Raw genomic sequence first — 23,827 nt, forward strand, 5'->3', positions numbered from 1 at the left:
GTTTTAGGTGTCAGCCTTGCCAGGCATGGGCACTTTGGCCATCACCTCACCGATCAGAAGAGGGATAGGAACAGAACCAAACTGTCGGCTATCGGTGCTCATCTCAGGATTGTCTCCCTGAAGGATCATCCTGTCTCGATCGATGCTGATCAGGCGTTTGGTGATGATCACCCCTGTTTTTTGAGGGTGACGGCAGACGAGGATCTGACCCGGTGATGGCAGAGCTCCTCCCCTCTGAAAAGGCTTGACCAGCAGGCGGTCACTGGGTCGCAAGGTCGGCCACATCGACAAGCCTTCGACTTGCATCAGGCGTCGCTTGCCACAAAAAAGCAGCAACAGATCATGGAGACCTGCTGCTGCAACATCGGATTGCACCGAAGTAATAGCGCTAATGGAGGCGGCTCAGGATGCGGTCACCCAGGCGTCATTGCGACCTTTGGACGTCCAGAACATGCCGTGGATTTTTTCCACGGCCGCCATCAGCTCCTCAGCCTTGGCTTGGTCGATGTTCACCTTGCAGGCGCTGCAAAGCTTGGAGGCTTTCCAGAAGACATCGTGCAGATCAGGGAAGGTTGCGAGGTGGTCGGGCTTGAAATAGTCCGTCCAAAGGATCAGAAGTTCTTTCTTGGTCTTCTGAGCCTCTTCCTCCTTGATGGCCACATAGCGGGAGAAGGTGTTGTAAGCGGCCAGTGCTGCGGTGTCTCCAGCAGCAGGGGCTTCCATGGCTTTTAGTTTTTTGGTCATGGAAAGCACCGCTTCAGCTGCAACACGAGCGGATGCGGGGTCATAGACACCACAGGGGCCATCACAGTGAGCTTCAACCACCTCTGCGGGTAGTGAGCGAACGATGGCTGAAAGGGCCGAGCGGAGCATCTGCGTAGAAACGTAATTGCTGTGGTTCAAGACTAACCGCGGCTCACTTCTTGATGTCGAGGAGCTCGACCTCGAAAATCAGGGTGGCGTTGGGTGGGATCACACCACCAGCCCCGCGGGCGCCATAGCCGAGATCCGAGGGGATCACCAATTTCCTCTTGCCACCGACCTTCATGCCCTGTACGCCTTCGTCCCAGCCCTTGATGACCCGGCCGGCTCCGAGGGGGAAGGTGAAAGGAGTGCCGCGGTCGTAGCTGGCGTCGAATTGGGTGCCGTCCTCAAGAGTGCCGCGGTAGTGAACCACCACGGTCTGACCAGAGCTGGCTTCAGGACCGGTGCCGACTTCGATATCGGTGATGCGCAAGCCGCTTGCTGTGAGTTGGGACGTTTCGGCCTGCAGTGCACCACCGAGGGCGGAGGCGTCAGCTTGGTTGGAATCAGCTGCCATGGCGAAGAGAGTGGGGTTTGAATCCTCAGGATCGAGCTCCAGAGGTGTGGCCTGGATCGATTGGGCGGAGCTGCTGCGGGCCACGGCCTCCATTGCGGAGGGTTCACCGATTGGTGGCGCTGCCCCAACTGTGGAGGGAGCCACGATCTGGCTCACCAGGGCCACCACCAGGCAGACCACACAGACCGCAGAACTGATCAGGATGTCGCGCACGGCGTACAGCAGTTGGAAACGGACCGATTCTGGCAGGTTCAGTCCTGCCGTTCTCGTTGGCGCAACTGTTGCTCCAGTCGGTCGATGCGGCCGCGCAATTCATCCAGTTCTCGCTGACTGGCCAGACCAAGATCCTGAAGCAGATTGTCGCGGTTGCGTTCCAGGTTCCTCCCCATCTGTTGCTCCAGCTCGGGCGTATCGCCTCGCAGGGCCTTGAGCACGTCGTCCACCAGGGCCGAGGCGTGGCTGGAATCGAGGCGACCACTGCTCACCCATTCCTGGGTGACGTAGCGCAAGCGGTCGGCCACAAGGGTTGTGGTGCCAAGGCCACGAAGGAGCAGTTGCTGCAATGGATTGGCGCTCTCCATGACCGGTCGCTCTACGCGGATGGCTTCAGGATGGCTTGATCACCCTCTGCTGACCATGGGCAATGACCGATCCTCGGCATGGCTACAGGCCTTCGCTGGCGGTGGACTGGCGGGTCTTGCTCTGAGTGCCCCGGGCTGGAGTTCAGCTGGACCTTGGTTGATGCTGCCTGCCTTGGCGCTGCTCTGGTCGATTGCTCGCTGCCCACCGGCTGCAGGGCTTTGGGGCTGTGTTGCGGTCTTGGTCAGCCATCGCTGGTTGCTGGCCTTGCATCCACTGACTTGGATCGGTGTACCGGCTGCTCTGAGCTTGCCGGTGGCTGTAGCTATCTGGAGTTTCTGTGGCCTAGCCGCAGCGGGTTTGGTCGCCAGCTGGGCGCTACTGGCGCGATGGTGTCGTCGCAGCCGCTGGAGCACAGCTCTGCTGATGGCCTCTCTCTGGGGACTGGTCGAGGTGTTGTTGGCATCGGGCCCGCTGTTCTGGATCGGCGTCGGCTCGAGTCTTTTGCCTGGTGATCCACTCCTCGCGGGTTTGGCACGCTGGCTGGGCAGTGGTGGGCTGGCTGCTTGTCAGCTGCTGGCGGGTTGGTGGTTGTGGCAGTTGGTGGCTAGGCGTCTACTTCTTTGGCGCCGCTGGTTGGTCGCTGGACTGATGGCCTTGTTGATGGCCCATGGCTGCGGTTGGTGGCTTCTGCACAGCGTTGGTTCCGGTGCGATTCCTGCTGATTCGCCCTCCCTTGCTCGGGTTGGGCTTTGGCAGCCATCGCTGCCCACTCGCGAGAAATTCAGCTCTGAACAACAGCGGCGCTTGCCGGCGCGTCTCCAGCGGGCTTTGCAGGCTGCAGCCCTCCAGGGAGCTGACTGGCTGGTGGCACCGGAGGGAACCCTGCCACTGGAGCGACGATTGCTGGAGCCAGCACCACTGCCCTTGCTCAGCGGCGGCTTCCGCTGGACGCAAGGCCAGCAGCGCAGTGCCCTGCTGCTGGTGGAGCGAGGGGCGCAGCAACCATCAGCGGCGCTTGACAAGCACCGGCTTGTTCCCCTCGGCGAGTGGATCCCGGCCTGGCTCGGAAGCGCCGGAGGACTGTCTGCAGTCGGCGGTGTGACGCCGGGAGTTGCAGACCGCCTATGGCGCTGGGATGGCCCTCCGGCCGCAGTGGCGATTTGCTACGAGCTCAGTGATGGGGCGGCGATAGCCAGAGCGGTGGGCCATGGAGCCGAGTGGTTATTGGCCATTGCCAATCTCGACCCCTACCCCTTGCTGCTGCAGCGGCAGTTTTTGGCGCTGGCCCAGCTGCGCAGCATCGAAACCAACCGTCCGTTGCTGAGTGTCGCCAACACTGGCCCAACGGCTGCGGTGTCGGCCACGGCGAACGTGGAGCAGTTGCTCGAGCCGATGCTGCCTGGGCTTGCGATCACCGAGCTTGAGCCCCTGATCGGCATGACGCCCTATGTGTTCTGGGGTGAACGGCCCTTGCAGCTGGTTGTCGCGGTGGTGGTGTTGGCCCGTATCAGGGAGCGGGTCGCTGGATCAAGCCGCCGCCAAGCACCCTCTCCCCGTCGTAAAACACCGCCGCCTGGCCAGGTGTGATTGAGAACTGGGCCTGATCGAATCTCAGTTGGCAGCGGTGGGGGCGTCCTCCGGCGGCATCGTCGCTGGTGGGACTGATCACCTCCAGCCAAGCGCCTACAGGCTCACTGCGGTATCGCACTTGCACCTCCACCCGCTGACGTGTGCCGAGGGCCGGTTGTGCCATGGAGACCCAGTTCAAGGCTCCGACCACACAGCTGTCGGTGCCGGCTTCCTCCCGCGTGGCCACAACCACGCGGTTCATGGCTGCTTCCAGTCGGACGACATGCAGCGGTTCGCTCCAGGCCACCCCCAGCCCCTTGCGCTGCCCGATGGTGAAATGTTCGATGCCGTCATGCTTTCCCACCACCGTGCCATTGAGGAGCACGATCTCCCCCTCCCGTGCAGGTAGATAGGTGTCAAGGAAGGCACGCATCGAACCGTGATGGTCAGCGAGGCAAAGGTCCTGGCTTTCCGGTTTCTGTGCCGTCCGCAAGCCGAAGCGTTCCGCTTCCAGTCTTGTGTCGGGTTTGGTTAGTTCGCCAAGCGGAAAGACCAACTTGCCCAGGGCTTCCTGCGGTAGGTCGTAGAGGAAATAACTCTGGTCTTTGCGATGGTCCAGTCCGCGCAGCAGCTGATGACGACCGTTGTCGCTCTGGTCTGCAGGACGGACGCGGGCGTAATGGCCTGTAGCGATTCGCCCGATTGACCGGTTCTCCTCGGCCCAGGAGATCATCGGCCCGAATTTGACCTCTCGATTGCAGCGGGAACAGGGCAGAGGCGTCAGCCCTTCGGCATAGCCGTCCACCAGGAACTGAACAATCTGTTCCTTGAAATGCTCTCTGAAATCAACGACGTGGTGGGGAATGCCCAGCTGTTCGCAAATGCCGGCGGCATCCACGAGGCCTTCAGCGCAGCAGGCTCCTTTGCCACTCATCAGCCAGAGGGTCAGTCCCTCCACCTCCCAGCCAGCTTCCACCAGCAAGGCGGCAGTGAGAGAGCTGTCCACACCGCCGGAGAGTCCAACGGCCACGCGATGCTCTCCAGGCCAGTGCCGCAGGCGCTCTAGAGCCTGCGCGCCTGCTTCAGTGGCCGTGGTGGGTGACTCGGCCTGGCGGATCGACATGACGGGTTCGGGCGGCATTGGCGGCACCGCTGGATCTCTCCATAGTGAGATCCCGGCTGTCCCTCCGTGTCCTGGCCCCCGATTGATGCCGATCACTGTCTTGTGAGTACGGCTGAAATGGTGGCGCTGGAACAGGAATGGCTGGCGAGTGGTCTGCCGGTTCCCGCTCTGATGGAGAAGGTCGGTCTGGCGATGGCGGCCTGGTGTCTTCAACAGCCTGGCCTGCTGGAGCAGGGTGTGCTGGTGCTGGTCGGTCCAGGCCATAACGGTGGCGATGGCTTGGTGGTGGCCCGGGAGCTCGCACAGGTGGGGATTGCTGTGCGGATTGTCTGCCCTTTACCCCTGCGTCAGCCACTCACACAACAGCACTATCAGCATGTTCGCTGGTTGGGGGTGCCTGAGCTTGAAGGTGAGCCAGATCCAGACGACCCCTCTCTCTGGATCGAAGCGTTGTTCGGTCTGGGGCAGACCCGTCCCCTGCCTTTGGGTCTGGCCACTTTGCTGCAGCAACGTCAGAGAACACAACCTGGACGATTGGTCAGCCTCGATCTGCCAGCGGGACTGGATGGTGACAGCGGTCGCCCGTTCGCTGGTGGAGCAGCGATGGCAAGCGCCACGCTCACGGTTGGCTTGATCAAGCGAGGTTTGGTGCAGGACTGTGCGCTTGCCTATGTCGGCCGTTTGCATCGGATTGATGCTGGGGTGCCACGTCGTCTGTTCCCGCCTTTCTCCAACCGTCTCGCCAACAGTGCGGTGTTGATGATTGGCGAGAACGATCTGCAGACGCTGCCTAGGCCTCATCCGCCTCGGTCAGCGATGAAATATGAGCGTGGTCGGGTTTTGGTGGTGGCGGGCAGCGAGCGCTATCGCGGCGCTGCTCTGTTGGCTCTCCAGGGAGTCCTGGCGAGTGGAGTCGGCAGCGTGCAGGCAGCTCTGCCACAGTCAGTTGCGGCAGAGATCTGGCAGCTGATTCCGGAAGTTGTGCTGGCCGCAGCATTGCCGGCTACCGACCAATCCGGTCTCGACTGGGGAGGCTGGCTGGCCGGGCACGATCTTCAGCGGCTGGATGCCCTGCTGCTTGGGCCTGGGCTGGGGGAGAACGGTGGTGACTGGGCGCAGCAGGCAGAGCCATTACGGACATTTCCAGGCTTGTTGGTGCTGGATGCTGATGGCCTGAATCAGATGGCGGCCTCTCCCTGTGGTTGGCAGTGGATCAGAGGGCGCCTTGGTCCGACTTTGATCACGCCTCATGCCGGCGAGTTCGCGCGTGTGTTCCCCAAGATCAGTCTCGATCAGCCTCTGGAGGCCGCCCGTGCTGCTGCTGCATGCTCCGGAGCCACAGTGCTTTTGAAAGGGGCGCATCCCCTGCTGGCGTCACCGCAAGGGAGCGTGCACCAGCTGATCAGCGGTAACCCCAGGGCCGCAAGGACTGGCCTGGGCGACGTCCTGGCTGGATTCACTGCTGGCTGGGGTGCGCAGGTCATCTCTGATCAGACCACGCACCAGAGCTTGGACGAGATGCTTGCAGCGGCGGCACTGCTCCATGGCGAAGCGGCCCGCTCCTGCGATCAGGCCAGCACGGCTCGGGCTGTGGCCAGCCAGCTCTCGGCAATGGTTTTGCATCTCAATTCGCCGGCCGGCTGAGACGCCCTGCAATCACTCGGAGAAGTTGTTTTTGTAACAAGCATGTCGCGACTTTTGTGTCGATTTCACCTCATGAATCTGAAGGGTTGCTGAAAACACAACGCCTATTTGGATTTCCATAGGAAAGTCTTCCCATCGAATACAAAGTCGGAGATCAACATGGCCTCTCTGGCAGCCGGTCTTGCTGAATCCCAGCGCCGCCGAAGTAGTGATCCGATCAGTTGGTATCTCGCCACGATCGGAAGAATCCCTCTGCTTACTCCAGCTGAAGAGATTGAACTGGGCAATCAAGTTCAGCAGATGATGACTCTCACTGAAGACGGTTCCATCGCCGTCGATAGTGATCAGTTCAGCTCCCATGACCGGCGCATGATCCGGGTTGGGCGCCGAGCCAAGCAGCGAATGATGAAGGCCAACCTTCGTCTTGTCGTGAGTGTTGCCAAGAAATATCAAGGCAAAGGTTTGGAACTGCTTGATCTGATTCAGGAGGGTTCCCTTGGCCTGGAGCGAGCAGTTGAGAAGTTCGACCCCACCCGTGGTTACAAGTTTTCGACGTATGCCTTCTGGTGGATTCGCCAGAGCATGACCCGTGCCATTGCCTGCCAGTCGCGAACAATCCGTCTTCCTGTTCACCTGAGCGAGCGTTTAACCACGATTCGCAAGGTGAGCCTCGATTTGGCCCACAAGCTGGGTGCCATGCCCTCGCGGATCGAAATCGCTGAGGCCATGGACATGCCTTTAGACGAGCTGGATTCCCTTCTTCGTCAGGCATTGACCACCAGCAGCCTCGATGCGCCTGTGAACGGTGAAGAAGGGCGCAGCTTCCTCGGTGATCTGATCGCAGACAACTCTTGTGATGAGCCTCTGGCCAAAGTGGAACAGAGCATTCATCACGAGCAGCTCGGGCGTTGGCTCAGCCATCTCAGTGACCAAGAGCAGCATGTTCTCAGCCTGCGCTTCGGCCTGAATGGCAATGAGCGTCACACCTTGGCAGAGATCGGTCGCATGCTGGAAGTGTCCCGCGAAAGGGTGCGCCAGGTTGAGCTGAAGGCGTTGCGAAAACTGCGCAACCTCACCCGCAGGGTTCCTCCACAGTTCTGAAATTTCCGATCAGATCCGATTTCAGATCAGGGCTTGTTCAGTCCTGATCTGTAGTGGTTTTGATCCCAAGAGGAATTCAGTCTTCCGCCCAGATGTAGCGAGTGAGCTCGGAGCTATCCGGTTCTGGAGCGCTGAGTGCGAAATCAACGCAATCCTGCACTTCTGCGTCGATTTCCTTCTCGATGGCCCGCAGCTCCTCGCTGCTGACCAGGCCGGCTGAGACAAGATCGCGCTCAAGGGCCTTGAGCGGGTCTCGCTGTGCCCAGAACTGTTTCTCCTCTTCGGCCCGCAGCTCATCAGGGTCGGCCAGGGAGTGGCCACGGAAGCGGTAGGTGAGGCATTCGAGCAGGGTGGGGCCTTCGCCTGCTCGGGCTCGGGCAACAGCTCGTTCAGCCGCAGCGCGAACCGCCAGTACGTCCATGCCATCCACTTCCTCTCCGGCCATGCCGAAGGAAGCCGCCTTACGCCAAATCTCAGGATCACTGGTGGCACGGTTGTGGTCCATACCGATGGCCCACTTGTTGTTTTCCACCACGAAGATGATCGGCAGCTTCCAAAGCTGCGCCATGTTCAGGCATTCATAAAACTGACCGATGTTGCAGGTCCCGTCACCAAAAAAGGCGGCTGTTACGGAGTCGCTATCTGCTTCACCCAGGGCCTCACGCTTGTAGCGGCTTGTGAAGGCAGCTCCGAGGGCGACTGGGATGCCTTCGCCGATGAAGGCGTAGCCACCAAGCAAGTGATGCTCTTTTGAGAACAAGTGCATGGAGCCGCCTCGGCCCTTGCTGCAGCCGGTTTCTTTGCCGAAGAGCTCGCTCATGACCTCGCGGGCGGGAACGCCGGCGCTGAGGGCATGGACGTGGTCGCGATAGGTGCTGCAGAACCAGTCGTGCTGTCGCTTCATCGCACCAATGACACCGGTGCTGACTGCTTCCTGGCCGTTATAGAGATGCACGAAGCCAAACATTTTGCCCCGGTAGTACATCTCGGCGCACTTGTCTTCAAAGCGCCGACCCAGGGTCATATCGCGATACAAGGTCAGACCGGTTTCGCGGTCGACTTGGGCGCGACTAGCGGTGACCAGACTTGAGAGACGCTCTGCATGGGCACCAGTTAGGCCTGTGCCAACTGCAGTCCGCTCGGTCTCCATCGCGATGTCCTGGCCCATGACACGCCACTCATTGACGTCTGACTGTAAGGGTCAGCGGATGATCAATGGGCAAAAACCCTTGTTCTGCCTACAGTTTGCTGCCAATGGAAAGGGCTCAGAAAAGGTGGAACTGCCGATTGATCATTTCCGCCTTCTCGGCGTAAGCCCCTCTGCCGAGGCCGAAACGATGTTGCGCACTCTCCAGTTGCGTATCGATCGGCCCCCATCTCAGGGATTTACCCAGGAGGCATTGCAGCAGCGGTCGGAGCTGCTACGCCTCTCGTCGGATCTGCTCACAGACCCTGAACGCCGAGCGGAGTATGAAGCGGCACTGCTTGAGCTGGGTCGGGAGCATCCCGGCGAAATCGCCGGGCTGGAGCTGTCTTCCTCCCGCGAAGTTGCTGGTCTGATGCTTCTTTGGGAAGCCAGTTCCCCTCATGAAGCCTTTCAACTCGCACGCCAGGCTCTACAGCCCCCTCAGGCTCCGGCCCTTGGCAGCAACCGCGAGGCTGATCTCGCCTTGCTGGCCGCTCTTGCTTGTCGCGATGCCTCCCGACAGGATCAGGAAAGCCGTCGTTATGAATCGGCAGCGGGCCTGCTGACCGATGGCCTGCAGCTGCTTCAACGGGTGGGCAAGCTCCCGGATCAGCGTCAAGAGATCGAGCAGGATCTGCTCCAGCTCACGCCTTATCGGATTCTTGACCTCCTCAGCCGCGATCTGGCTGAGGAGGTGTCGCGTCAACAGGGTTTGCAACTCCTGGATGAACTGGTGAATGAGCGGGGGGGGCTTGAAGGCTCAACACTGAACAACGACAGTCACAGCCTTAGCCAGGGTGAATTTGAGCTGTTCTTTCAGCAGATTCGCCGCTTCCTCACCGTTCAAGAACAGTTGGATCTCTATCAGCGCTGGCAGCGAGGCGGCTCCAGCGATGCCGCCTTCCTGGAGGTGATGGCCCTCAGCGCAGCTGGGTTCTCTCGGCGTAAGCCGGAGCGGCTTGAGGAAGCGCGTCAGCGTCTGCAGTCCTTGGAAGTGGATGGTCTGGATATGCGGCCGCTGCAGGGATGCCTTGACCTCCTGCTCGGTGATGTGGATCGTGCCCAGACCCATGTACTCGCGTCTTCGGATAGCGATTTACAGCAATGGTTGCTGAAGCATCCCGGAGATGATCTCGCCGCTCTTTGCGACTACTGCAGGGCCTGGTTGCGGCGTGATGTGCTGCCGGGTTTCCGAGACGTGGATGCCGAGGCGGTGGATCTTGAGGCTTGGTTCGCGGATCGGGATGTACAGGCGTTTGTTGAACGTCTCGAACGGATTGAAGGTCGCCAGCTCAGTCGTGTGAAGGAGTCCTCCCCTTCCTCGGCCCAGGAGCAAGACCCCTTCCCTGCGTTCCCTCTCGATCCGGATGGCTTGATGCCTCTGCCCATCGGTGAAGCCTCATCCGCTTTGGCTGAGGAGGCTGATCAAAGCAGTCCGACCAAACAGGCTTCGACCGATTGGCTCGATCGCTTGGCCGGCCTGTCTCGTCCGCAGTGGTCCAGGCCGCAGTGGTCCATGGCGGAGTGGTCGATGCCGCAGTGGTCGATCCCGAAGGTGACGCTCCCTCGCCCAGCACTCCCTCTGCCTCCTCTCAATCCTCCCAGTCGTCCAGTGGTGATCGGTTCAGCGGTGTTTGCTGGTGTGGTGGCTGTTGTTGCTGCTTTCAGTGTGGTTGGTCTCCGGCAGGAATCCAGTCCCAGTGCCGATCAAGCAGGCAGCTCCCAAGGCCTTTCCCAAGCTCAGCCTCAGACCCAGTCCTCTCAGACGGATCTCAATCAGGCGGATCTCAGCCGAAACAGGGCCAGCCAGACCGAGTCAACCGCGTCAACGGCTTCGCCAGCACTGTTGAAGCCTGCTCAGGCTTATGCCCTTAGGGATGATCAGCCCACCACCGCCCAATTAGAGGGGTTGTTGCAAGCCTGGTTGGATCGCAAGGCCCAGGTGCTGGCCGGGGGCTCCTTGGCGGATGCACGACTAGCGGATGTGGCCCGGGATGGGCTTCTGGCTCAGGTGCAGTCGCAGCGCCAACGGGATGCTGCGATCGGAGCGAACCAGAAGGTGGCAGCCACGATCACCTCCGTGGAGGTGGTGAGTAGCAATGCCAATCGCATTGAGATCAAGGCAAAGGTGGCCTACAGCGATGAGCGCCTCGATGCCAGCGGCCAGGTGATGGAACGCACTGCAGCCACCTCCTTGCCGATCACTTACATCCTTGGCCGTGACGGCCAGCAATGGCGCCTGCATGCCTATTTCGGCAGCTGAGCTTCAGCCAGAGCAGTGGCTGACGCAAGCGGTGAGAAAGGTGGCTTTTACCATCAACACATCACCGTTTGCGGATCGCTTCCATGTTCGATGAGCTGTCAGCCCGCTTTGAAGATGCGGTTAAGGGGCTGAGGGGTCAGGACAAGATCTCAGATACCAATGTGGAGGGTGCCCTCAAGGAGGTGCGTCGGGCCCTGCTCGAGGCCGACGTCAGTCTCCCGGTGGTGAAGGATTTTGTGGCTGAGGTGCGCGACAAGGCCGTTGGAGCCGATGTGGTCCGAGGCGTCAGCCCCGATCAGAAGTTCATCCAGGTGGTGCACGAACAGTTGGTCGAGGTGATGGGTGGCGACAACGCCCCTCTGGCCAAGGCTGATCAGGCACCCACGGTCGTGCTGATGGCTGGTTTGCAGGGTGCCGGTAAAACCACGGCCACGGCCAAGCTTGGCCTCCATCTCAAGGATCAGGGTCGCAAGGCTCTGATGGTGGGTGCAGACGTTTATCGCCCTGCCGCGATCGAGCAGCTCCGGACTCTTGGCGAGCAGATCGGTGTGGAGGTGTTCAGTCTTGGTGCTGAGGCCAAACCGGAGGACATCGCTTCTGCCGGTTTGGCCAAGGCCAAAGAAGAGGGGTTCGACACCTTGCTGGTCGATACCGCTGGTCGGCTTCAGATCGACACGTCGATGATGGAGGAGATGGTGCGGATCCGCACCGCAGTGCAGCCCGATGAGGTGCTGCTGGTGGTGGATTCGATGATCGGCCAGGAGGCGGCCGAACTCACCCGTGCTTTCCACGATCAGGTCGGAATCACCGGGGCGGTGCTCACCAAGCTCGACGGTGATTCACGCGGTGGTGCTGCTCTTTCGATTCGGAAGGTCAGCGGTCAGCCGATCAAGTTCATCGGCACCGGCGAAAAGGTTGAGGCACTCCAGCCCTTCCACCCGGAGCGGATGGCGAGCCGAATCCTCGGCATGGGGGACGTGCTCACCTTGGTGGAGAAGGCCCAGAAGGAGGTCGAGCTCGCCGATGTTGAGCAGATGCAGAAGAAGCTGCAGGAGGCGTCGTTTGACTTCTCCGACTTCTTGAAGCAGATGCGTCTGATCAAGCGGATGGGATCGCTCGGGGGATTGATGAAGATGATCCCGGGCATGAACAAGCTCGATGACGGCATGCTCAAACAGGGGGAGCAGCAGTTAAAGAAGATCGAGGCGATGATCGGTTCGATGACGGCCGCCGAGCGCACCCAGCCCGAGCTTTTGGCGGCTCAGCCGTCGCGGCGACGGCGGATTGCCTCTGGTTGTGGTTACCAGCCTGCGGATGTGGACAAGGTGCTGGCTGACTTCCAGAAGATGCGCGGGTTCATGCAGCAGATGACGCGCGGCGGCGGCATGCCTGGCATGGGTGGTGGTATGCCGGGGATGCCGGGCATGGGAATGCCTGGGATGGGCGGTGGCATGCCAGGGATGCCAGGCATGGGAATGCCTGGGATGGGCGGTGGTGGTGGTCGCCCCTCGCGTGGTGGCGGTCCTCCCCGCCGACAGCGCCCGGTCAAGAAGAAAAAGGGGTTCGGAGACCTGTGACACCCCGCAAGGTATGGTTACTGTTTGGCACGCGGTTTTCAATCCGTGCCGAGTTCCACCAACAAGTAGCGCCACGATGATCAAGCTCCGCCTGAAGCGGTTCGGTAAGAAGCGGGAAGCGAGCTTCCGCCTCGTGGCCTGCAACAGCACGTCTCGTCGTGACGGTCGCCCCTTGGAGGAACTCGGTTATTACAATCCGCGCACCAAAGAGACTCGCCTTGATGCTGAGGGTCTGCGCTCGAGGTTGAGCCAGGGAGCTCAGCCCACCGACGCTGTCCGTTCCCTGCTCGAGAAGGGCGGACTGCTCGAGAAGAGTGTGCGTCCTGCTGAAATTGTCGGCAAGGCCAAGCAGAACGCAGCTCGTGAGGCTGCTGCCAAGCAAGCCGCGAAAGAGGCTGCTGAGGCGAAGACTGCCGCCGCCGCTGAAGCTGCTGCTGAATCCTCCGATGAAGGGGCCTCCAAGGCCGGCGCTGAAGCCTGATTGAGGTCATGGTCGAGGCCACAACTGCCGGCCGTTTCCTCTTTGATCTCCCAACTCCGGAAGCGGCTCTGGCCCTCTCCGGAGCATCCGAACAGACCCTGCGTCAACTCGAAGCACTGACCGGTGTTTCCTTGGTGATGCGGGGTCTTCAGCTTGAGATCCGTGGCAGACCCAGCCAATTGGAGAGGGCTGCTGGTGTTGTCGAGCTATTGCGCCCCTTCTGGCAGGAGGGGGAGAGCGTGTCATCGGTTGATGTACAAGCGGCGCTTCAGTCTCTCGATACCGGTCGGCACCAGGATCATGAGGCGATGGGTCAGCAGGTGTTGGCCCGAAGCCAGCGGGGCAATCTGCTCAGGCCGCGGACCTTGCGGCAGAAAAACTACGTCGAGGCGATGGAGCGACACGACCTCACGTTGGCCCTTGGTCCTGCTGGAACCGGCAAAACCTTTTTGGCCACGGTGCTGGCCGTGCGCATGCTCACTGAACGCAAGGTGGAGCGATTGATTCTCACCCGTCCAGCGGTGGAGGCGGGAGAACGGCTCGGTTTTCTGCCGGGTGATCTGCAGCAGAAGGTGGATCCCTACCTGCGCCCCCTCTATGACGCCTTGCATGCCCTGTTGGGACCCGAAAAAACCAGCGCCTTGCTCGAAAAAGGTGTGATTGAAGTGGCCCCCTTGGCCTACATGCGTGGTCGCACCCTGTCGGAAGCGTTTGTGATTCTCGATGAAGCGCAGAACACCACGCCGGCGCAGATGCGCATGGTGCTCACCCGGCTTGGGGAGCGCTCTCGCATGGTGGTGACTGGAGACATCACCCAGGTTGATCTGCCTCAGGGGCAGCTCAGTGGCTTGGTCGAAGCGGCTCAGGTGCTTGAGGGGGTTGAGGGGGTTGCCGTTTGCAAGCTCACCGCAGCCGATGTGGTTCGCCATCCCATGGTGCAACGGGTTGTGGAGGCCTATGCCCGGCGGGACAAAGCCAACGGTGGGCCGGCTGGATCCGGCGGACAGAGGCCGCGGCGCTAATGCACTGCAACAGGAATTGATGGGGAGATCCGAACCTGTTTTCTGCCCAAAACCTTGTCAGGGCTGGCAAAGTATTGACAGTGATCAGGAGATCCATGCCAGCCAGCAGTAATTTCCAGGAGGCCATTCGCGAGGCGCAATCGAGCGCTCTGGTTGGCCCCAACGTTGTCAATAAAGCCTTGCCCTACGTGGGTGGTGGCATGGTGCTGACCGCCGGAGGTGTGCTCGGTGGTATGGCCACCATGGCCTCGATCGGTTACCAGGCCTTCAACGGCCTTTCGATGGTCGCGATCATTCCGTGGTTCATCCTGTTTTTCGTCGCCCAGAACGCGGCCAAGAAGGCCAACAACGGCACCGCGTTGCCACTGATGGCCACCTTTAGTTTGCTCACTGGCTTCACCCTCACTGGCCTTGTCGTTCAGGCGATCTATGTGGCAGGTGCCGCATCGATTGGCATCGCAGCGTTGGCCACCGGTCTCACCTTTGTGGTGGCCTCCGTGTTTGGACGTCGCATGAGCGACAGCGTGGGTCAGGCGCTCACCTCGGTGGTCAGCCTTGGTTTGTTTGGCCTGGTGATCGCGATGGTTGGCATCTTTATTGCCAGCTTCTTTATTCCTGGCCTGTATGAAATCACCAATCTCGCGATCGCCGGCTTTGGCACGGTGCTGTTCGTGGGAATGGCTTTCGTCGATTTCTATACGATGCCTAGGATGTATCGCGATGATCAGTACCTCTCAGGAGCCCTGGGGATGTATCTGACGTACATCAACCTGTTCGTCTTTGTATTGCGTCTAATCATTGCTCTGCAGGGTGGTGGTCGTCGCGACTGAGCGTGATCCCTGAGCTGGTTGTTCGACCAGCCTTGGCCCCGGCGAGAGCCGGGGCTTTGTTGTGTCTAGGCCTGCTTCGCTTCGGCCACTGATCCCCTCGAAGCTGGTGTTTGGCTTACTCCGCAACGGCGTTAATCGCGGCATGGATGGCGGCCTTCTGGGCGTCGTTGTAGCCCCATCGCTCTAGAAAACTGACATCCTCACCACGGTTGTGGGCCGCGGCATCAAGCAGGGTGTCGAGACGCACTTTGACGCGAGCGGATTCGAGTTGGCGCAGCAGTTCAATGCAGCGGCTGTTCACGCGTTCCGATCCGGCAGCCTGTTCGCCGTCGCCGTTGCCCTGGTGGTGATGGACCATGGCGGCACTCATGGCCAGGTTTCGGGCCGTCAGGTCAACCACGCCATCACCGGCTTCCCGCAGTTTGATCAGAAGGGCTTCCGGCAGGCGGTCCATCAGGGCGCTGTCACCGGCCAGGCTCACCACGAAAAACCCGCGCGCTCCGTCACGGCTGGCGACCAGTTCGCCCACCCTGTCGGCGATCACCTCGTCGCTGATTTCCTCGTCATCCCATTGCTTCAGCCATCCGGCGGCGATCTCCATCGCCTGCTGGAAACTGGGCTCAAGCCTGCTCATCTGTGGGATCCAACCATGGCCTCAGCCTATGGGCTGATGAGCTGAGAGGCTGGAGGACAGGCGAACCAGGCGTTTAATGGATCACACGGGACCCGACGAGCAAGGAGTGTTCCGTTCCGGCTTTGTGGCCCTGATCGGCCGCCCCAATGTGGGCAAGTCCACCCTGGTGAATCAGCTGGTGGGAGACAAGGTGGCGATCACCTCGCCAGTGGCCCAGACCACCCGCAACCGCTTACGGGCCATCCTCACAACTGCGGAGGCCCAATTGATCCTGGTGGATACTCCCGGCATCCATAAACCCCACCACCTTCTGGGAGAGCGTTTGGTGCAGAGCGCCCGGGCAGCCATTGGCGAAGTGGACCAGGTGTTGTTGTTGCTGGAGGGCTGTGAGAAGCCAGGCCGCGGCGATGCTTTTATCGTCAATCTGCTGCAGCAGCAGCGCTTGCCTGTGCAGGTGGTACTCAACAAATGGGACAAGGTCCCAGTGGATCAACGGCCGCAGGCCGATGCCGCGTATCGCGAGCTGTTGGCCGAAACTGACTGGCCTCTGCTGCATTGCAGTGCTCTCAGTGGCGAAGGCTGTCCTGATCTCGTCGCCGCGATCAGTGCCCGGATGCCTGAAGGGCCACAGCTCTACCCCCCCGACATGGTGAGCGACCAGCCCGAACGCCTCCTGATGGGGGAGCTGATTCGCGAACAGGTGCTGGCTCACACCAGGGAGGAAGTGCCTCACAGCGTGGCGGTGCAGATCGAACGCGTGGAAGACATGCCGACAAAGGGCAAGGGAAGCAAGCCCCGCACCGCTGTGCTGGCAACGGTGCTGGTGGAGCGAAAAAGCCAGAAAGGGATCTTGATCGGCAAGGGTGGCGCCATGCTCAAGACCATTGGACAGGGCGCACGTCTTCAGATGCAGACCCTGATTGATGGTTCCGTGTACCTGGAATTGTTCGTGAAGGTGGTGCCGAATTGGCGAACAAGCCCAGCCCGCTTAAACGAACTTGGCTACAGCGAAGAGCACCTCTGACAGGCCAAGCCCCCCATGCAAATGGGAGGCTCGCGAATCGGCTATCTGTGACTCACCACATCCGGTAGACGGGGCTATAGATCAACTTGCGACCGTTGCGGGTTTCGACGAGGTTGCCGTGACGAAGATCAAAGCGCGTGCTCACGGGAGACCAGCCTGCCTGAATGGTGTGCCATTGCCCCACATAACCAACCGCAGCAGAGCGACAGTGACTACCGTCCACCCAGGTCTTGGTGACCTTCGGCGAGTAGGCAGGGCTGATCTGGAATCGGGCACCATTGATGGCTGCGAACTGACCACGGGCATGTAAGGCGTGGCAGCGGCGCTGGCTCACATTGGGATAAACAGGCCTGATTTCGGGATAGCCGGCGATTGGGGCCAACACGGAGTCGATGATGTTGCCGACGGTCATGTCGGTTCCGTAGTCGGGGTGCGGCGCGAAGCCAGGATCGATGCCGTACCCAGGATCGATGCCGTAACCAGGATGCATGCCGTAATCCGGATGCATGCCGTAGTGCTGGGCCTGGGCTGGAGCGACGATGGCTGCAGGAAGGACTGCGGCCAGGGTGAGAGCAAGGAGTTTCATGGGGGTGAACTGGTTCGATGTCCTCACCATCTCGCTACCAGTAGCCGCGTGAATTGACGACCGTCAGTCATCGCTGTGATCTTGCTCACGTGTTGTTTGATTGGCCAGCAGTTGGAGGCTTTCCAGTCGTTCAAGCGTTTGTTGTGCCTGGGTGAGCATGGCGCGGCCATGGGGAGCGCAGACTGCCACCAGCGAGGCGCCTTCGGAGGCTTCGATTCGCGTCTGGTCGATGCAATCGGCGATGCGTGCTCTGGGGTCGCCCTCCATGGACTTGGTGGCTTGCACCATGGCTGGGTTCACCAAGGCGCGCAGCAGCACCGTGAGGGCTTGATCCAAGCTCTTGGGAGGGGTGTGTGGCACAGACAGGGAAACTCAGTCGTCACCAGTCTGTTGAATAGCTTTGTTTGAGCGCTTCGGCTGAGCGTGAGCTCTCTTCAATGCTCTGCCGGCGTTACGTTGCCATTAGTGGGGAAGGGTGATGAAACGCGCACGGCTCCGTCAACGGCTTCAGCAGCTCCCCCCCTGGCTTGAGAAGACCTTGCCGGCTGAACGCAATTTCTACGTCTTTGTGGCCGTCGCCTTTGGCGTTGTGGGCTATCTCGCCGGAGTGTCGCTGCTGGGCCGCTTTGAGTCGCCGCCGATCAGCCTGGACGAGACGCCGCTGCCTCCGGTTGAAGGTGGAGTGAATCCAGTCCTGCCAGGGACGGCTCCGGCTGAGCCCATCAATGACCCTGCTGAGTTGACAACCCCGTCTGTCCCTGCGCCAGAGATCAAGCCTGCACCGGTCCCTGACCGATCCGAGTTCACCGAGGCAGAAAACTGTCGGATCTGGAAACGAACCTTCCCAGAAGCAGCGGCCAAATTGAAACCTGGTGATTCCTGTTATTGAGGCTGTCGCCAAGCTCTGTTCGCCTGCTCCGGTGCAGCCGCTAAGAACAGAGTGCATCGGCACACCCGCTTCAAGCTCAGATAGCGGTTGGGTCGGTCCGGTAGAGATCCGTCACGAGTCCAGTGCGGAAGACGGTTTGCTCGCGCTTTTCGCCCCGATCAGCGGTGAATTTCGTTGTGGTTATTGCTGCTGTGCTCGGTGCAGTGTTGCCAGGTTGTGAGGCAGGGCTGAGAGAATCGCCACATGACTGATGCCCCTGCCCCTACGGCTGTGTCTCCGGTGGCCGACCTTCCCTTCCCGCCCGAAACCCTGCAAGCTTTCTCGCAGCTCTGTGTCGGTCGCTGGATGAGCCTGCGAAGCACCTTTGCCCTCGATGGCTCGGAGGAGTGGCATCAAAGTGAGCGCGGCGAGGTCGAAATCCGGTCTGACGACGATCCGACCGGTTGCGCTGCCTTGACGGTGAGCGACGGCGAGGGCAAGCCGCTCAGTCGCCTGGTCTTCAGTGCTGATGGTGTGGTTCAGCGTGCGGGTGGTGCGGCCCAGGCCATCCAGTCGGGGGGCTGGCAATTGCGGAAGGATGGTTGCCTCGAGCTCCGTTTTCCTGCGGATGATGATGCCGAGGTGCTGGAGCGCGTTTGGTTCATCAAGGCCAATCTGCGCCTGCGCACGACCACGCTGGTGGACCGGTCGGGGACTCCTCAGCAGGCGAGCTTCTGTTCCGAGATCCGTCGGGTCTCCTCTCCCGCTCGCTAAGGCCTGATGGCGCCCTTTCGTTTGGATGTGCTCAGCCTGGTGCCCCAGGCTTTCGCTCCTCTGCTGGAGCTCGGTGTGATCGGTCGCGCTTTCGCTGCCGGCATCGCTGAGCTGCATCTGCACAATCCTCGCGATCACACCACCGATCGCCATCACAAGGTCGATGACATCCCCTATGGCGGAGGGGCTGGCATGGTGCTGAAACCGGAACCTGTCTATGCGGCCTTTGAGGCACTGCCCGTTCTGCCGCGTCGGCGTGTGCTGATGATGAGCCCACAGGGCCAGCCCCTGAAGCAGGCTGATCTTCAGCGCTGGGCAGAAGACTTTGATCAGTTGGTGCTTCTGTGCGGCCACTACGAAGGCTTTGATGAGCGCATTCGCGGTTTGGCTGATGAGGAGGTGTCGTTAGGGGATTTTGTGCTCACCGGTGGCGAATTGCCGGCGATGACCATCATTAATGGGGTTGTACGCCTGTTGCCCGGCACGGTGGGAACCGCCGCGTCCTTGGTGGATGAGAGTCACAGTGATCTGTTGCTGGAGCATCCCCACTACACCCGGCCGGCGGAGTTCCGTGGGATGACGGTTCCGGATGTCTTGCGCAGTGGTGATCATGGCGCCATCGATGCCTGGCGCCAGGCTCAGCGGGAGCAGCGCACGAGGGAACGACGTCCGGATCTGCATCGACGTTGGCAGGAGAAACAGCAGTAGTCGGCTGCAGCTGCTGGGCTGGTCGTTGAGAATGCCAAGGGTTGGGCCAGGCATTCATGCAGCTGCGCATCGGCAATGGTTATGACATCCACCGGCTTGTTCCGGGTCGTCCCCTGATCCTTGGGGGGCAGCAGCTTGATCATCCGGCTGGCCTGGGGCTTGATGGCCACAGTGATGCCGATGTTCTGGTTCACGCGATCATGGATGCCTTGCTCGGTGCCCTTTCGCTTGGAGACATCGGTAAGTACTTCCCCCCCGATGACCCTCAGTGGAAGGGAGCCGACAGCCTGGTGTTACTGAACCAGGTGGTAGCGCTGGTGCGTGATCAGGGCTGGCAGGTGGTGAATGTGGATTCGGTGCTGATTGCTGAGCGCCCCAAGTTGAAGCCTCATATCGAAGCGATGCGCCATGCGATCGCCAGCTGCATTGGCATTGAGCCCGAACGGGTGGGTGTGAAAGCAACGACCAACGAAAAGCTTGGACCCGAAGGGCGGGAGGAGGGCATTTCTTGTCAGGCTGTTGCCCTACTGCAAACCGCATGACCCTGCTGCTGCGTATCGTCTGCTGGCTTGCGGCCGCTCTGATGTGGTGGGTGCCTGCCTCGTTCGCCTCTGCCGCTATGGCTTCAAACGTTTCCGACTCCTCTGATGCTGCCGTTGTTGAGCATCTGCGGGTCAAAGTGCCCGTGGAAGCACGAGCCATTTGGCTCGAGGCGGAGCAGGGCAGCTGGGAGCCTTGGTTGGCACAGCAGGATGGCTTTCTCGGCCGTGATCTGCTCTGGGATGCCACGACTGAGGAAGGAACTCTGCTGATTCGCTGGCAGAGCAGGGCGCAGTGGAAGGCTATTCCGCAGGCCGATGTGAACAAGGTTCAGGATCAGTTTGAGCGACTGGCCCGGGAGGGCACTGGTCTTGCCAGTGGTAATCCCTTCCCACTCGTCTTTGAAGGTGAGTTGTTGCCGCAGTGAGCGACTTTCCAGCCTCCGATCAGCAGCAGCGCGATGACGTCCGCTTCGACTGGGGACGACCCGCTCGTATCGGCTTGCATGAAGCGATATGGGGTGAACACAAAAGCGCTGAGCAGATCGCTGCGATCTTGAATCAGTTGGCAGAGCGGGATCAGCTCGCTTTGGTCACTCGTGTGAGTGAGGAGAAGGCACGCACGGTGCGAACCTTGCTTGCGGCTCAATCAGAAGCAGCAGTGCTGCGTTGGTACGCGTCTGCCCGCTGTCTCAGCTTCGGGAGGTTGCCTGTTCGGCGTGCAGAGCTGGGAGAGGTGATGGTGCTTGGTGCAGGCACGAGTGATCTCACGGTTGCGTCAGAAGCGCAGTTGGCTCTGCAGTGCCACGGTGTTGCATGCGGCTTGATGCTTGATGTGGGGGTGGCCGGGCTTCATCGTCTGCTGGAGCAGTTGCCTCGACTAAAGCCTTGCCAGGTTTTGATTGCCTGCGCGGGGATGGAAGGAGCCTTGCCCACGGTGCTGGCCGGTTTGGTGCCCCAGCCGGTGATCGGTGTGCCGGTGTCCGTTGGCTATGGAGTCAGTGCAGGCGGGCGCACAGCCCTGGAGGGCATGCTCGCGAGCTGTGCACCGGGGCTGACGGTGGTCAACATCGACAACGGTTATGGAGCGGCGATGGCGGCCCTGCGCATTCTTCAGTCCAACGGCGGGACAGGGCTCAGTCGTTGAAGATGGGATGGGGGCTTGGCAGAAGAGCTGCCGTTGATGCCTCGTCGGTGTTGAGATCGAGCAATTCTTCGACCCAACGTTTCATCGAGAGAGGTAAACGACCTTCCTGATAGCGCATCAGTGCTTCCATCAGCACAGACGAATTGATCCACTGAGGGGAACGCCGAGCCATGACCCGATGCAGGTTGGGCGAAGGATGAAGCAGCTCAGAAGCTGGCGCAATGGGACAAGCCTTGAATCAATCCGTTGATTCGACTTGGCTGCTTAGCCGATGGAGTTCGCTTCTGAGCTCAGGACCTTCGACGTCACCAAGGAGACGAACGAGATCAAATAACTCGTTTCGATCGAGCTCACCATTCGCCTGCCATTGCATGGAGCGGGGGTCGAGGCAGGAGGCGGGAGCCAAGGTCAGGAGCAATTGACAATCATTGGACCTTAGAGAGTTTGCGCCGAATTGAAAGCGCTGAAATCTGTACTTGATCAGAAGAATTCAGGCTTGTCATGCGTGGCGTGATCGCGCAACCTGACTTCCAATTGGGTTTGGGGAGTTCACCCGCTTAGAGGTGCTGGAGATTGGGATACACAGTGACCAGCTCTTCGGCGCTGAGCACGTCCCCAGCACCATCCGGTTGCCAGATCACCTCGAGGGCCATCAGATCGGTGGAGGAGGTGGAGCCGAGGATGCGTAGAGACTCGCGTAGCCCTTCACTGGTGTCGATCCGTTTGATCTTCACCGGACTGCGGCTCGCCACCAGCACGGTGACGGCGATGTATTCATTCGTGGCATCAGCATCACCGACGGCTTGAATGTCGCCGCTATCACTGTTCTTTCGACCACCCACATTGGACGTGAGTTCTTCGCGCAACTTGCTGCGCTCGGTCATCGACAGGCGGTTGAAAGTTGATTCCGCAGCATTGAAAGGAACGCTGCCGTTTTCAACGGCGGCGTAAACCCAAAGATCAGGCTGACGCAGGAGTGCCAGGGTGGTTTCTTGGAGAACACGCTGGAGCCCACTGGAAGAACCGGTGTCGGCGCTCGCGGCCAGTTGGCGGAGATCTTGCTGCAGAGCCTTGGCATTGGCTAGCAGTCCGATCTGGAGTTGCACCAGGGTGACGGGCCCACTGCTTAAAGACTGCGGACGCTCATACCCACCCATGGCTGCACCGCCGCTGTTGCTGCGGAAAGCGTTCATCACCACGCCGGCAATCGCCATGATCGCGAACAGGCCCAGCAGGCCGCCACCACCACCGAGGCCGATGGGGATCAAGAAGGGAAAGCCGATACCACCGCCGCCATAGCCGCGCCCGTAGCCACCACCGCCATAGCTGCGGCCGTAACCGCCGCCCCTTGGCATGGAAGGGGCACGGAAGCTACCGCCTCCGATTCGCCCTCCACGGGCTGCGTGACTGGGCTGCGGTTGGAGCACAAGCAGGCCTGCGACCAAGACCGGCACCAACAATGCCGACAGTCCGCGCCGCAGGATCCGGCTGATCTGGCTGGAGCGGAGGGAGAGCGACGAACGCTTCAACACAGCGAGGCGAATGAGATGACTCTAGGAACCACCACCCACGATGGTGACGATTTCGAGCTTGTCGCCGTTCTGAACCATCTGTTCTGCCCATCGCTCCGGGGTCAGGATCAGTCCGTTGAATTCCACCACCACCAGTTTGGGGTGATGCCCAAGGCGCTCCACCACACAAGCCAGCGTGGAGGGGCTTGCCTCCACCGTGCGCTCCGTGCCGTTCACCTGAATTGTGAGTGTTGCCATCGGAGCTGTGCTGAGCGAAGGATGTGGATCAGGCCAGCGCGGCCAGAAGCACTTGGCTGGAGGCCTGAGGGTCGTCAGCAGCCATGATCGCGCCCACCACCGCAACCCTGCGAACGCCCGCTTGCCGCAGCTCCGGGATGCGATCGGCATGGATGCCACCAATGGCGAACCAGGGCAGGCTTGCCTGCTCGCTGGCCTGTACTGCCCAATGGAGCCCCTGGGCGGTGCTGTCCGGTTTGGTGTCGGTGGCGTAGATCGGCCCCACTCCGAGGTAATCGCAATCTTCCTGCTGGGCCTGCTGCAGTTGCTCCAGGTTGTGGGTGCTGCGCCCGAGTAGTCGACCGTCGCCGATCAGGCTGCGGGCGGCTGCGGTGGGTAGATCGTCTTGGCCAAGGTGAACACCGTCCGCATCTACCAGCAGGGCCAGATCGATGCGGTCATTGACGATGAACAACGCTCCATGGTCACGGCATAGCCCGGCAATCGCTTGGGCTTCGGCGAGTCGGTCGCGGTCATGACCCTGTTTCGCGCGGTATTGCACCAGCGAGACTCCGGCGCTGAGGGCGGCTCGTACCCGCTCCAGCATCCCTTCTGCCGGGGCCGTAATCAGGCAGAGGTGGCATTGGTCCAGGCGTTGGCGGCGCTCGGCGCGTTTGCCGGCCTGGAGGATTGTGACTTCGAGGTCGTAAAGGCCGTAGCGAATGGTGGCTGCAGTGCGGGCCAGCTCCGCATCCTGGTCGCGGCCAAATTCTTCAAGAACTCTCAGGGCTTCCTGCACCCGGGCGCAGTTGGCCTCCACAATCTGCTTTGGCTGGGTTCGCTGCTGCTGGGCAGGGTGAGCCATTCCCGCCGCGGTGTCTTCGGCGGTGGAGCGGGCCTGTTTGTAGTGCTCACGGTGGCGTTGCCCAAGCTGCTGGCGCCAATCTTTAAGGGGTTGCACCAGGTCGGCACGATCCAGCCCGAAGCGGCACCAGTCCTCCACCACGCGTAAGCCCTCGCGGGCACGGTCGAGGTTGGCATCAATCAGCCTCGCCACACACTGCTCGCTGCGGGGGGCCACAGGCATCGATTTCATGGCA

General features: G+C 60.8%; 28 protein-coding genes. 15 read left to right on the plus strand and 13 right to left on the minus strand.

Annotation, left to right across the window (positions count from 1 at the left end; all coding sequences use genetic code 11):
* Window positions 1–3: 3 nt before the first annotated feature.
* The 4 genes from sodX to DXY16_RS07540 are packed head-to-tail and all read right to left on the minus strand — an operon-like array spanning window position 4 to window position 1,902.
* Complete coding sequence (sodX, locus tag DXY16_RS07525) at window positions 4–375, minus strand: nickel-type superoxide dismutase maturation protease (RefSeq protein ID WP_244281607.1); 372 nt, start codon at window positions 373–375, stop codon at window positions 4–6.
* A 27-nt stretch (window positions 376–402) separates the two neighbouring features.
* Entirely contained in the window at window positions 403–873 is a 471-nt protein-coding gene (gene sodN / locus DXY16_RS07530; RefSeq protein ID WP_115120629.1) for a superoxide dismutase, Ni, read from the minus strand.
* A 43-nt stretch (window positions 874–916) separates the two neighbouring features.
* Window positions 917–1,534, minus strand: coding sequence for an FKBP-type peptidyl-prolyl cis-trans isomerase (locus DXY16_RS07535; protein ID WP_115120630.1), 618 nt, complete (start codon window positions 1,532–1,534; stop codon window positions 917–919).
* A 38-nt stretch (window positions 1,535–1,572) separates the two neighbouring features.
* On the minus strand, window positions 1,573–1,902 hold the full coding sequence (locus DXY16_RS07540) for a phasin family protein (RefSeq protein ID WP_115020091.1): 330 nt from the start codon (window positions 1,900–1,902) through the stop codon (window positions 1,573–1,575).
* Window positions 1,903–1,957: 55 nt separating this feature from the next.
* On the opposite strand from DXY16_RS07540, the gene DXY16_RS07545 reads away from it, so the two are divergent.
* Window positions 1,958–3,490, plus strand: coding sequence for an apolipoprotein N-acyltransferase (locus DXY16_RS07545; protein WP_115120944.1), 1,533 nt, complete (start codon window positions 1,958–1,960; stop codon window positions 3,488–3,490).
* Here DXY16_RS07545 and mnmA read toward each other — a convergent pair.
* The gene (gene mnmA, locus DXY16_RS07550; protein WP_371410883.1) at window positions 3,411–4,613 is read right to left on the minus strand and encodes a tRNA 2-thiouridine(34) synthase MnmA; all 1,203 of its coding nucleotides are present in this window, start codon (window positions 4,611–4,613) and stop codon (window positions 3,411–3,413) included. The two genes, DXY16_RS07545 and mnmA, sit on opposite strands and share 80 nt — an antisense overlap.
* 48 nt (window positions 4,614–4,661) lie before the next feature.
* Here mnmA and DXY16_RS07555 point away from each other — a divergent pair, with 48 nt between their 5' ends.
* Together DXY16_RS07555 and DXY16_RS07560 are read left to right on the plus strand one after the other, a co-directional pair.
* Window positions 4,662–6,239 carry an NAD(P)H-hydrate dehydratase gene (locus DXY16_RS07555; RefSeq protein ID WP_115120632.1) on the plus strand — a complete coding sequence of 526 codons (1,578 nt, stop codon included), beginning with the start codon at window positions 4,662–4,664 and terminating at the stop codon, window positions 6,237–6,239.
* 159 nt (window positions 6,240–6,398) lie between these two features.
* Complete coding sequence (locus tag DXY16_RS07560) at window positions 6,399–7,340, plus strand: RpoD/SigA family RNA polymerase sigma factor (protein WP_115120633.1); 942 nt, start codon at window positions 6,399–6,401, stop codon at window positions 7,338–7,340.
* 76 nt (window positions 7,341–7,416) lie between these two features.
* On the opposite strand, the gene pdhA is transcribed toward DXY16_RS07560, so the two are convergent.
* A complete protein-coding gene (gene pdhA / locus DXY16_RS07565) occupies window positions 7,417–8,508 on the minus strand; it encodes a pyruvate dehydrogenase (acetyl-transferring) E1 component subunit alpha (protein WP_115120634.1) in 1,092 nt (363 codons plus the stop codon).
* Between the two features lie 40 nt (window positions 8,509–8,548).
* Between pdhA and DXY16_RS07570 the strand changes: the two genes are divergently transcribed.
* The 5 genes from DXY16_RS07570 (at window position 8,549) to DXY16_RS07590 (ending at window position 14,699) form a co-directional block, all read left to right on the plus strand.
* The gene (locus DXY16_RS07570) at window positions 8,549–10,789 is read left to right on the plus strand and encodes an ARC6/PARC6 family protein (RefSeq protein WP_244281608.1); all 2,241 of its coding nucleotides are present in this window, start codon (window positions 8,549–8,551) and stop codon (window positions 10,787–10,789) included.
* Between the two features lie 83 nt (window positions 10,790–10,872).
* Window positions 10,873–12,366: a signal recognition particle protein gene (ffh, locus tag DXY16_RS07575; protein WP_115120635.1), complete on the plus strand. Its 1,494-nt coding sequence runs from the start codon at window positions 10,873–10,875 to the stop codon at window positions 12,364–12,366.
* Window positions 12,367–12,442: 76 nt separating this feature from the next.
* A complete protein-coding gene (rpsP, locus tag DXY16_RS07580; RefSeq protein ID WP_115120636.1) occupies window positions 12,443–12,847 on the plus strand; it encodes a 30S ribosomal protein S16 in 405 nt (134 codons plus the stop codon).
* 8 nt (window positions 12,848–12,855) lie between these two features.
* Window positions 12,856–13,869 carry a PhoH family protein gene (locus DXY16_RS07585; RefSeq protein ID WP_115120637.1) on the plus strand — a complete coding sequence of 338 codons (1,014 nt, stop codon included), beginning with the start codon at window positions 12,856–12,858 and terminating at the stop codon, window positions 13,867–13,869.
* A gap of 95 nt (window positions 13,870–13,964) precedes the next feature.
* Window positions 13,965–14,699, plus strand: coding sequence for a Bax inhibitor-1 family protein (locus tag DXY16_RS07590; RefSeq protein WP_115120638.1), 735 nt, complete (start codon window positions 13,965–13,967; stop codon window positions 14,697–14,699).
* A 115-nt stretch (window positions 14,700–14,814) separates the two neighbouring features.
* Here the strand turns inward: DXY16_RS07590 and DXY16_RS07595 are convergent, their stop codons facing one another.
* The gene (locus tag DXY16_RS07595) at window positions 14,815–15,333 is read right to left on the minus strand and encodes a hypothetical protein (protein WP_115120639.1); all 519 of its coding nucleotides are present in this window, start codon (window positions 15,331–15,333) and stop codon (window positions 14,815–14,817) included.
* A 76-nt stretch (window positions 15,334–15,409) separates the two neighbouring features.
* Here DXY16_RS07595 and era point away from each other — a divergent pair, with 76 nt between their 5' ends.
* Window positions 15,410–16,357 carry a GTPase Era gene (gene era / locus DXY16_RS07600; protein ID WP_115120640.1) on the plus strand — a complete coding sequence of 316 codons (948 nt, stop codon included), beginning with the start codon at window positions 15,410–15,412 and terminating at the stop codon, window positions 16,355–16,357.
* Window positions 16,358–16,409: 52 nt separating this feature from the next.
* Here era and DXY16_RS07605 read toward each other — a convergent pair whose 3' ends face one another.
* Both DXY16_RS07605 and DXY16_RS07610 read right to left on the minus strand, forming a co-directional pair.
* Window positions 16,410–16,943: a hypothetical protein gene (locus DXY16_RS07605; RefSeq protein WP_115120641.1), complete on the minus strand. Its 534-nt coding sequence runs from the start codon at window positions 16,941–16,943 to the stop codon at window positions 16,410–16,412.
* A 63-nt stretch (window positions 16,944–17,006) separates the two neighbouring features.
* The gene (locus DXY16_RS07610) at window positions 17,007–17,303 is read right to left on the minus strand and encodes a hypothetical protein (protein ID WP_244281609.1); all 297 of its coding nucleotides are present in this window, start codon (window positions 17,301–17,303) and stop codon (window positions 17,007–17,009) included.
* Between the two features lie 118 nt (window positions 17,304–17,421).
* Here DXY16_RS07610 and DXY16_RS07615 point away from each other — a divergent pair, with 118 nt between their 5' ends.
* The 6 genes from DXY16_RS07615 to larB all read left to right on the plus strand — a co-directional run bounded on the left by DXY16_RS07615 (window position 17,422) and on the right by larB (window position 20,979).
* The gene (locus DXY16_RS07615) at window positions 17,422–17,832 is read left to right on the plus strand and encodes a hypothetical protein (RefSeq protein ID WP_115120643.1); all 411 of its coding nucleotides are present in this window, start codon (window positions 17,422–17,424) and stop codon (window positions 17,830–17,832) included.
* Between the two features lie 243 nt (window positions 17,833–18,075).
* Entirely contained in the window at window positions 18,076–18,585 is a 510-nt protein-coding gene (locus DXY16_RS07620; RefSeq protein ID WP_115120644.1) for a phycobiliprotein lyase, read from the plus strand.
* A 6-nt stretch (window positions 18,586–18,591) separates the two neighbouring features.
* Window positions 18,592–19,293: a tRNA (guanosine(37)-N1)-methyltransferase TrmD gene (gene trmD, locus DXY16_RS07625; protein WP_115120645.1), complete on the plus strand. Its 702-nt coding sequence runs from the start codon at window positions 18,592–18,594 to the stop codon at window positions 19,291–19,293.
* Window positions 19,294–19,349: 56 nt separating this feature from the next.
* Window positions 19,350–19,835 (plus strand): 2-C-methyl-D-erythritol 2,4-cyclodiphosphate synthase, encoded by a 486-nt coding sequence (gene ispF / locus DXY16_RS07630; protein WP_115120646.1) that lies wholly within the window; start codon window positions 19,350–19,352, stop codon window positions 19,833–19,835.
* A 77-nt stretch (window positions 19,836–19,912) separates the two neighbouring features.
* Window positions 19,913–20,260, plus strand: coding sequence for a TIGR03792 family protein (locus tag DXY16_RS07635; RefSeq protein ID WP_244281629.1), 348 nt, complete (start codon window positions 19,913–19,915; stop codon window positions 20,258–20,260).
* Window positions 20,257–20,979, plus strand: coding sequence for a nickel pincer cofactor biosynthesis protein LarB (gene larB, locus DXY16_RS07640; protein WP_115120648.1), 723 nt, complete (start codon window positions 20,257–20,259; stop codon window positions 20,977–20,979). The genes DXY16_RS07635 and larB overlap by 4 nt, the downstream gene beginning before the upstream one ends.
* Here the strand turns inward: larB and DXY16_RS07645 are convergent.
* The 4 genes from DXY16_RS07645 to DXY16_RS07665 form a co-directional block, all read right to left on the minus strand.
* Window positions 20,969–21,151 carry a hypothetical protein gene (locus DXY16_RS07645; RefSeq protein ID WP_115120649.1) on the minus strand — a complete coding sequence of 61 codons (183 nt, stop codon included), beginning with the start codon at window positions 21,149–21,151 and terminating at the stop codon, window positions 20,969–20,971. The two genes, larB and DXY16_RS07645, sit on opposite strands and share 11 nt — an antisense overlap.
* Window positions 21,152–21,536: 385 nt before the next feature.
* Window positions 21,537–22,508, minus strand: coding sequence for a DUF1517 domain-containing protein (locus DXY16_RS07655; protein ID WP_244281610.1), 972 nt, complete (start codon window positions 22,506–22,508; stop codon window positions 21,537–21,539).
* A 24-nt stretch (window positions 22,509–22,532) separates the two neighbouring features.
* The gene (thiS, locus tag DXY16_RS07660) at window positions 22,533–22,748 is read right to left on the minus strand and encodes a sulfur carrier protein ThiS (RefSeq protein ID WP_115120651.1); all 216 of its coding nucleotides are present in this window, start codon (window positions 22,746–22,748) and stop codon (window positions 22,533–22,535) included.
* Window positions 22,749–22,776: 28 nt separating this feature from the next.
* Window positions 22,777–23,823, minus strand: coding sequence for a thiamine phosphate synthase (locus DXY16_RS07665; protein WP_115120652.1), 1,047 nt, complete (start codon window positions 23,821–23,823; stop codon window positions 22,777–22,779).
* Between the last annotated feature and the right edge of the window lie 4 nt (window positions 23,824–23,827).

This window comes from Synechococcus sp. UW105, assembly GCF_900473935.1.
Taxonomy (GTDB): domain Bacteria; phylum Cyanobacteriota; class Cyanobacteriia; order PCC-6307; family Cyanobiaceae; genus Synechococcus_C.

Coding starts and splice junctions, on each gene's coding strand:
- DXY16_RS07665 (WP_115120652.1), bottom strand. CDS start 23,823: ATGAAATCGATGCCTGTGGCCCCCCGCAGCGAGCAGTGTGTGGCGAGG.
- DXY16_RS07540 (WP_115020091.1), bottom strand. CDS start 1,902: ATGGAGAGCGCCAATCCATTGCAGCAACTGCTCCTTCGTGGCCTTGGC.
- trmD (WP_115120645.1), top strand. CDS start 18,592: ATGGCGCCCTTTCGTTTGGATGTGCTCAGCCTGGTGCCCCAGGCTTTC.
- DXY16_RS07585 (WP_115120637.1), top strand. CDS start 12,856: ATGGTCGAGGCCACAACTGCCGGCCGTTTCCTCTTTGATCTCCCAACT.
- rpsP (WP_115120636.1), top strand. CDS start 12,443: ATGATCAAGCTCCGCCTGAAGCGGTTCGGTAAGAAGCGGGAAGCGAGC.
- mnmA (WP_371410883.1), bottom strand. CDS start 4,613: ATGCCGCCCGAACCCGTCATGTCGATCCGCCAGGCCGAGTCACCCACC.
- pdhA (WP_115120634.1), bottom strand. CDS start 8,508: ATGGGCCAGGACATCGCGATGGAGACCGAGCGGACTGCAGTTGGCACA.
- DXY16_RS07595 (WP_115120639.1), bottom strand. CDS start 15,333: ATGAGCAGGCTTGAGCCCAGTTTCCAGCAGGCGATGGAGATCGCCGCC.
- DXY16_RS07615 (WP_115120643.1), top strand. CDS start 17,422: ATGAAACGCGCACGGCTCCGTCAACGGCTTCAGCAGCTCCCCCCCTGG.
- DXY16_RS07545 (WP_115120944.1), top strand. CDS start 1,958: ATGGGCAATGACCGATCCTCGGCATGGCTACAGGCCTTCGCTGGCGGT.
- DXY16_RS07620 (WP_115120644.1), top strand. CDS start 18,076: ATGACTGATGCCCCTGCCCCTACGGCTGTGTCTCCGGTGGCCGACCTT.
- DXY16_RS07570 (WP_244281608.1), top strand. CDS start 8,549: ATGATCAATGGGCAAAAACCCTTGTTCTGCCTACAGTTTGCTGCCAAT.
- DXY16_RS07645 (WP_115120649.1), bottom strand. CDS start 21,151: ATGGCTCGGCGTTCCCCTCAGTGGATCAATTCGTCTGTGCTGATGGAA.
- era (WP_115120640.1), top strand. CDS start 15,410: ATGGATCACACGGGACCCGACGAGCAAGGAGTGTTCCGTTCCGGCTTT.
- DXY16_RS07635 (WP_244281629.1), top strand. CDS start 19,913: ATGGCTTCAAACGTTTCCGACTCCTCTGATGCTGCCGTTGTTGAGCAT.
- thiS (WP_115120651.1), bottom strand. CDS start 22,748: ATGGCAACACTCACAATTCAGGTGAACGGCACGGAGCGCACGGTGGAG.
- ispF (WP_115120646.1), top strand. CDS start 19,350: ATGCAGCTGCGCATCGGCAATGGTTATGACATCCACCGGCTTGTTCCG.
- DXY16_RS07590 (WP_115120638.1), top strand. CDS start 13,965: ATGCCAGCCAGCAGTAATTTCCAGGAGGCCATTCGCGAGGCGCAATCG.
- DXY16_RS07605 (WP_115120641.1), bottom strand. CDS start 16,943: ATGAAACTCCTTGCTCTCACCCTGGCCGCAGTCCTTCCTGCAGCCATC.
- sodN (WP_115120629.1), bottom strand. CDS start 873: ATGCTCCGCTCGGCCCTTTCAGCCATCGTTCGCTCACTACCCGCAGAG.
- ffh (WP_115120635.1), top strand. CDS start 10,873: ATGTTCGATGAGCTGTCAGCCCGCTTTGAAGATGCGGTTAAGGGGCTG.
- DXY16_RS07560 (WP_115120633.1), top strand. CDS start 6,399: ATGGCCTCTCTGGCAGCCGGTCTTGCTGAATCCCAGCGCCGCCGAAGT.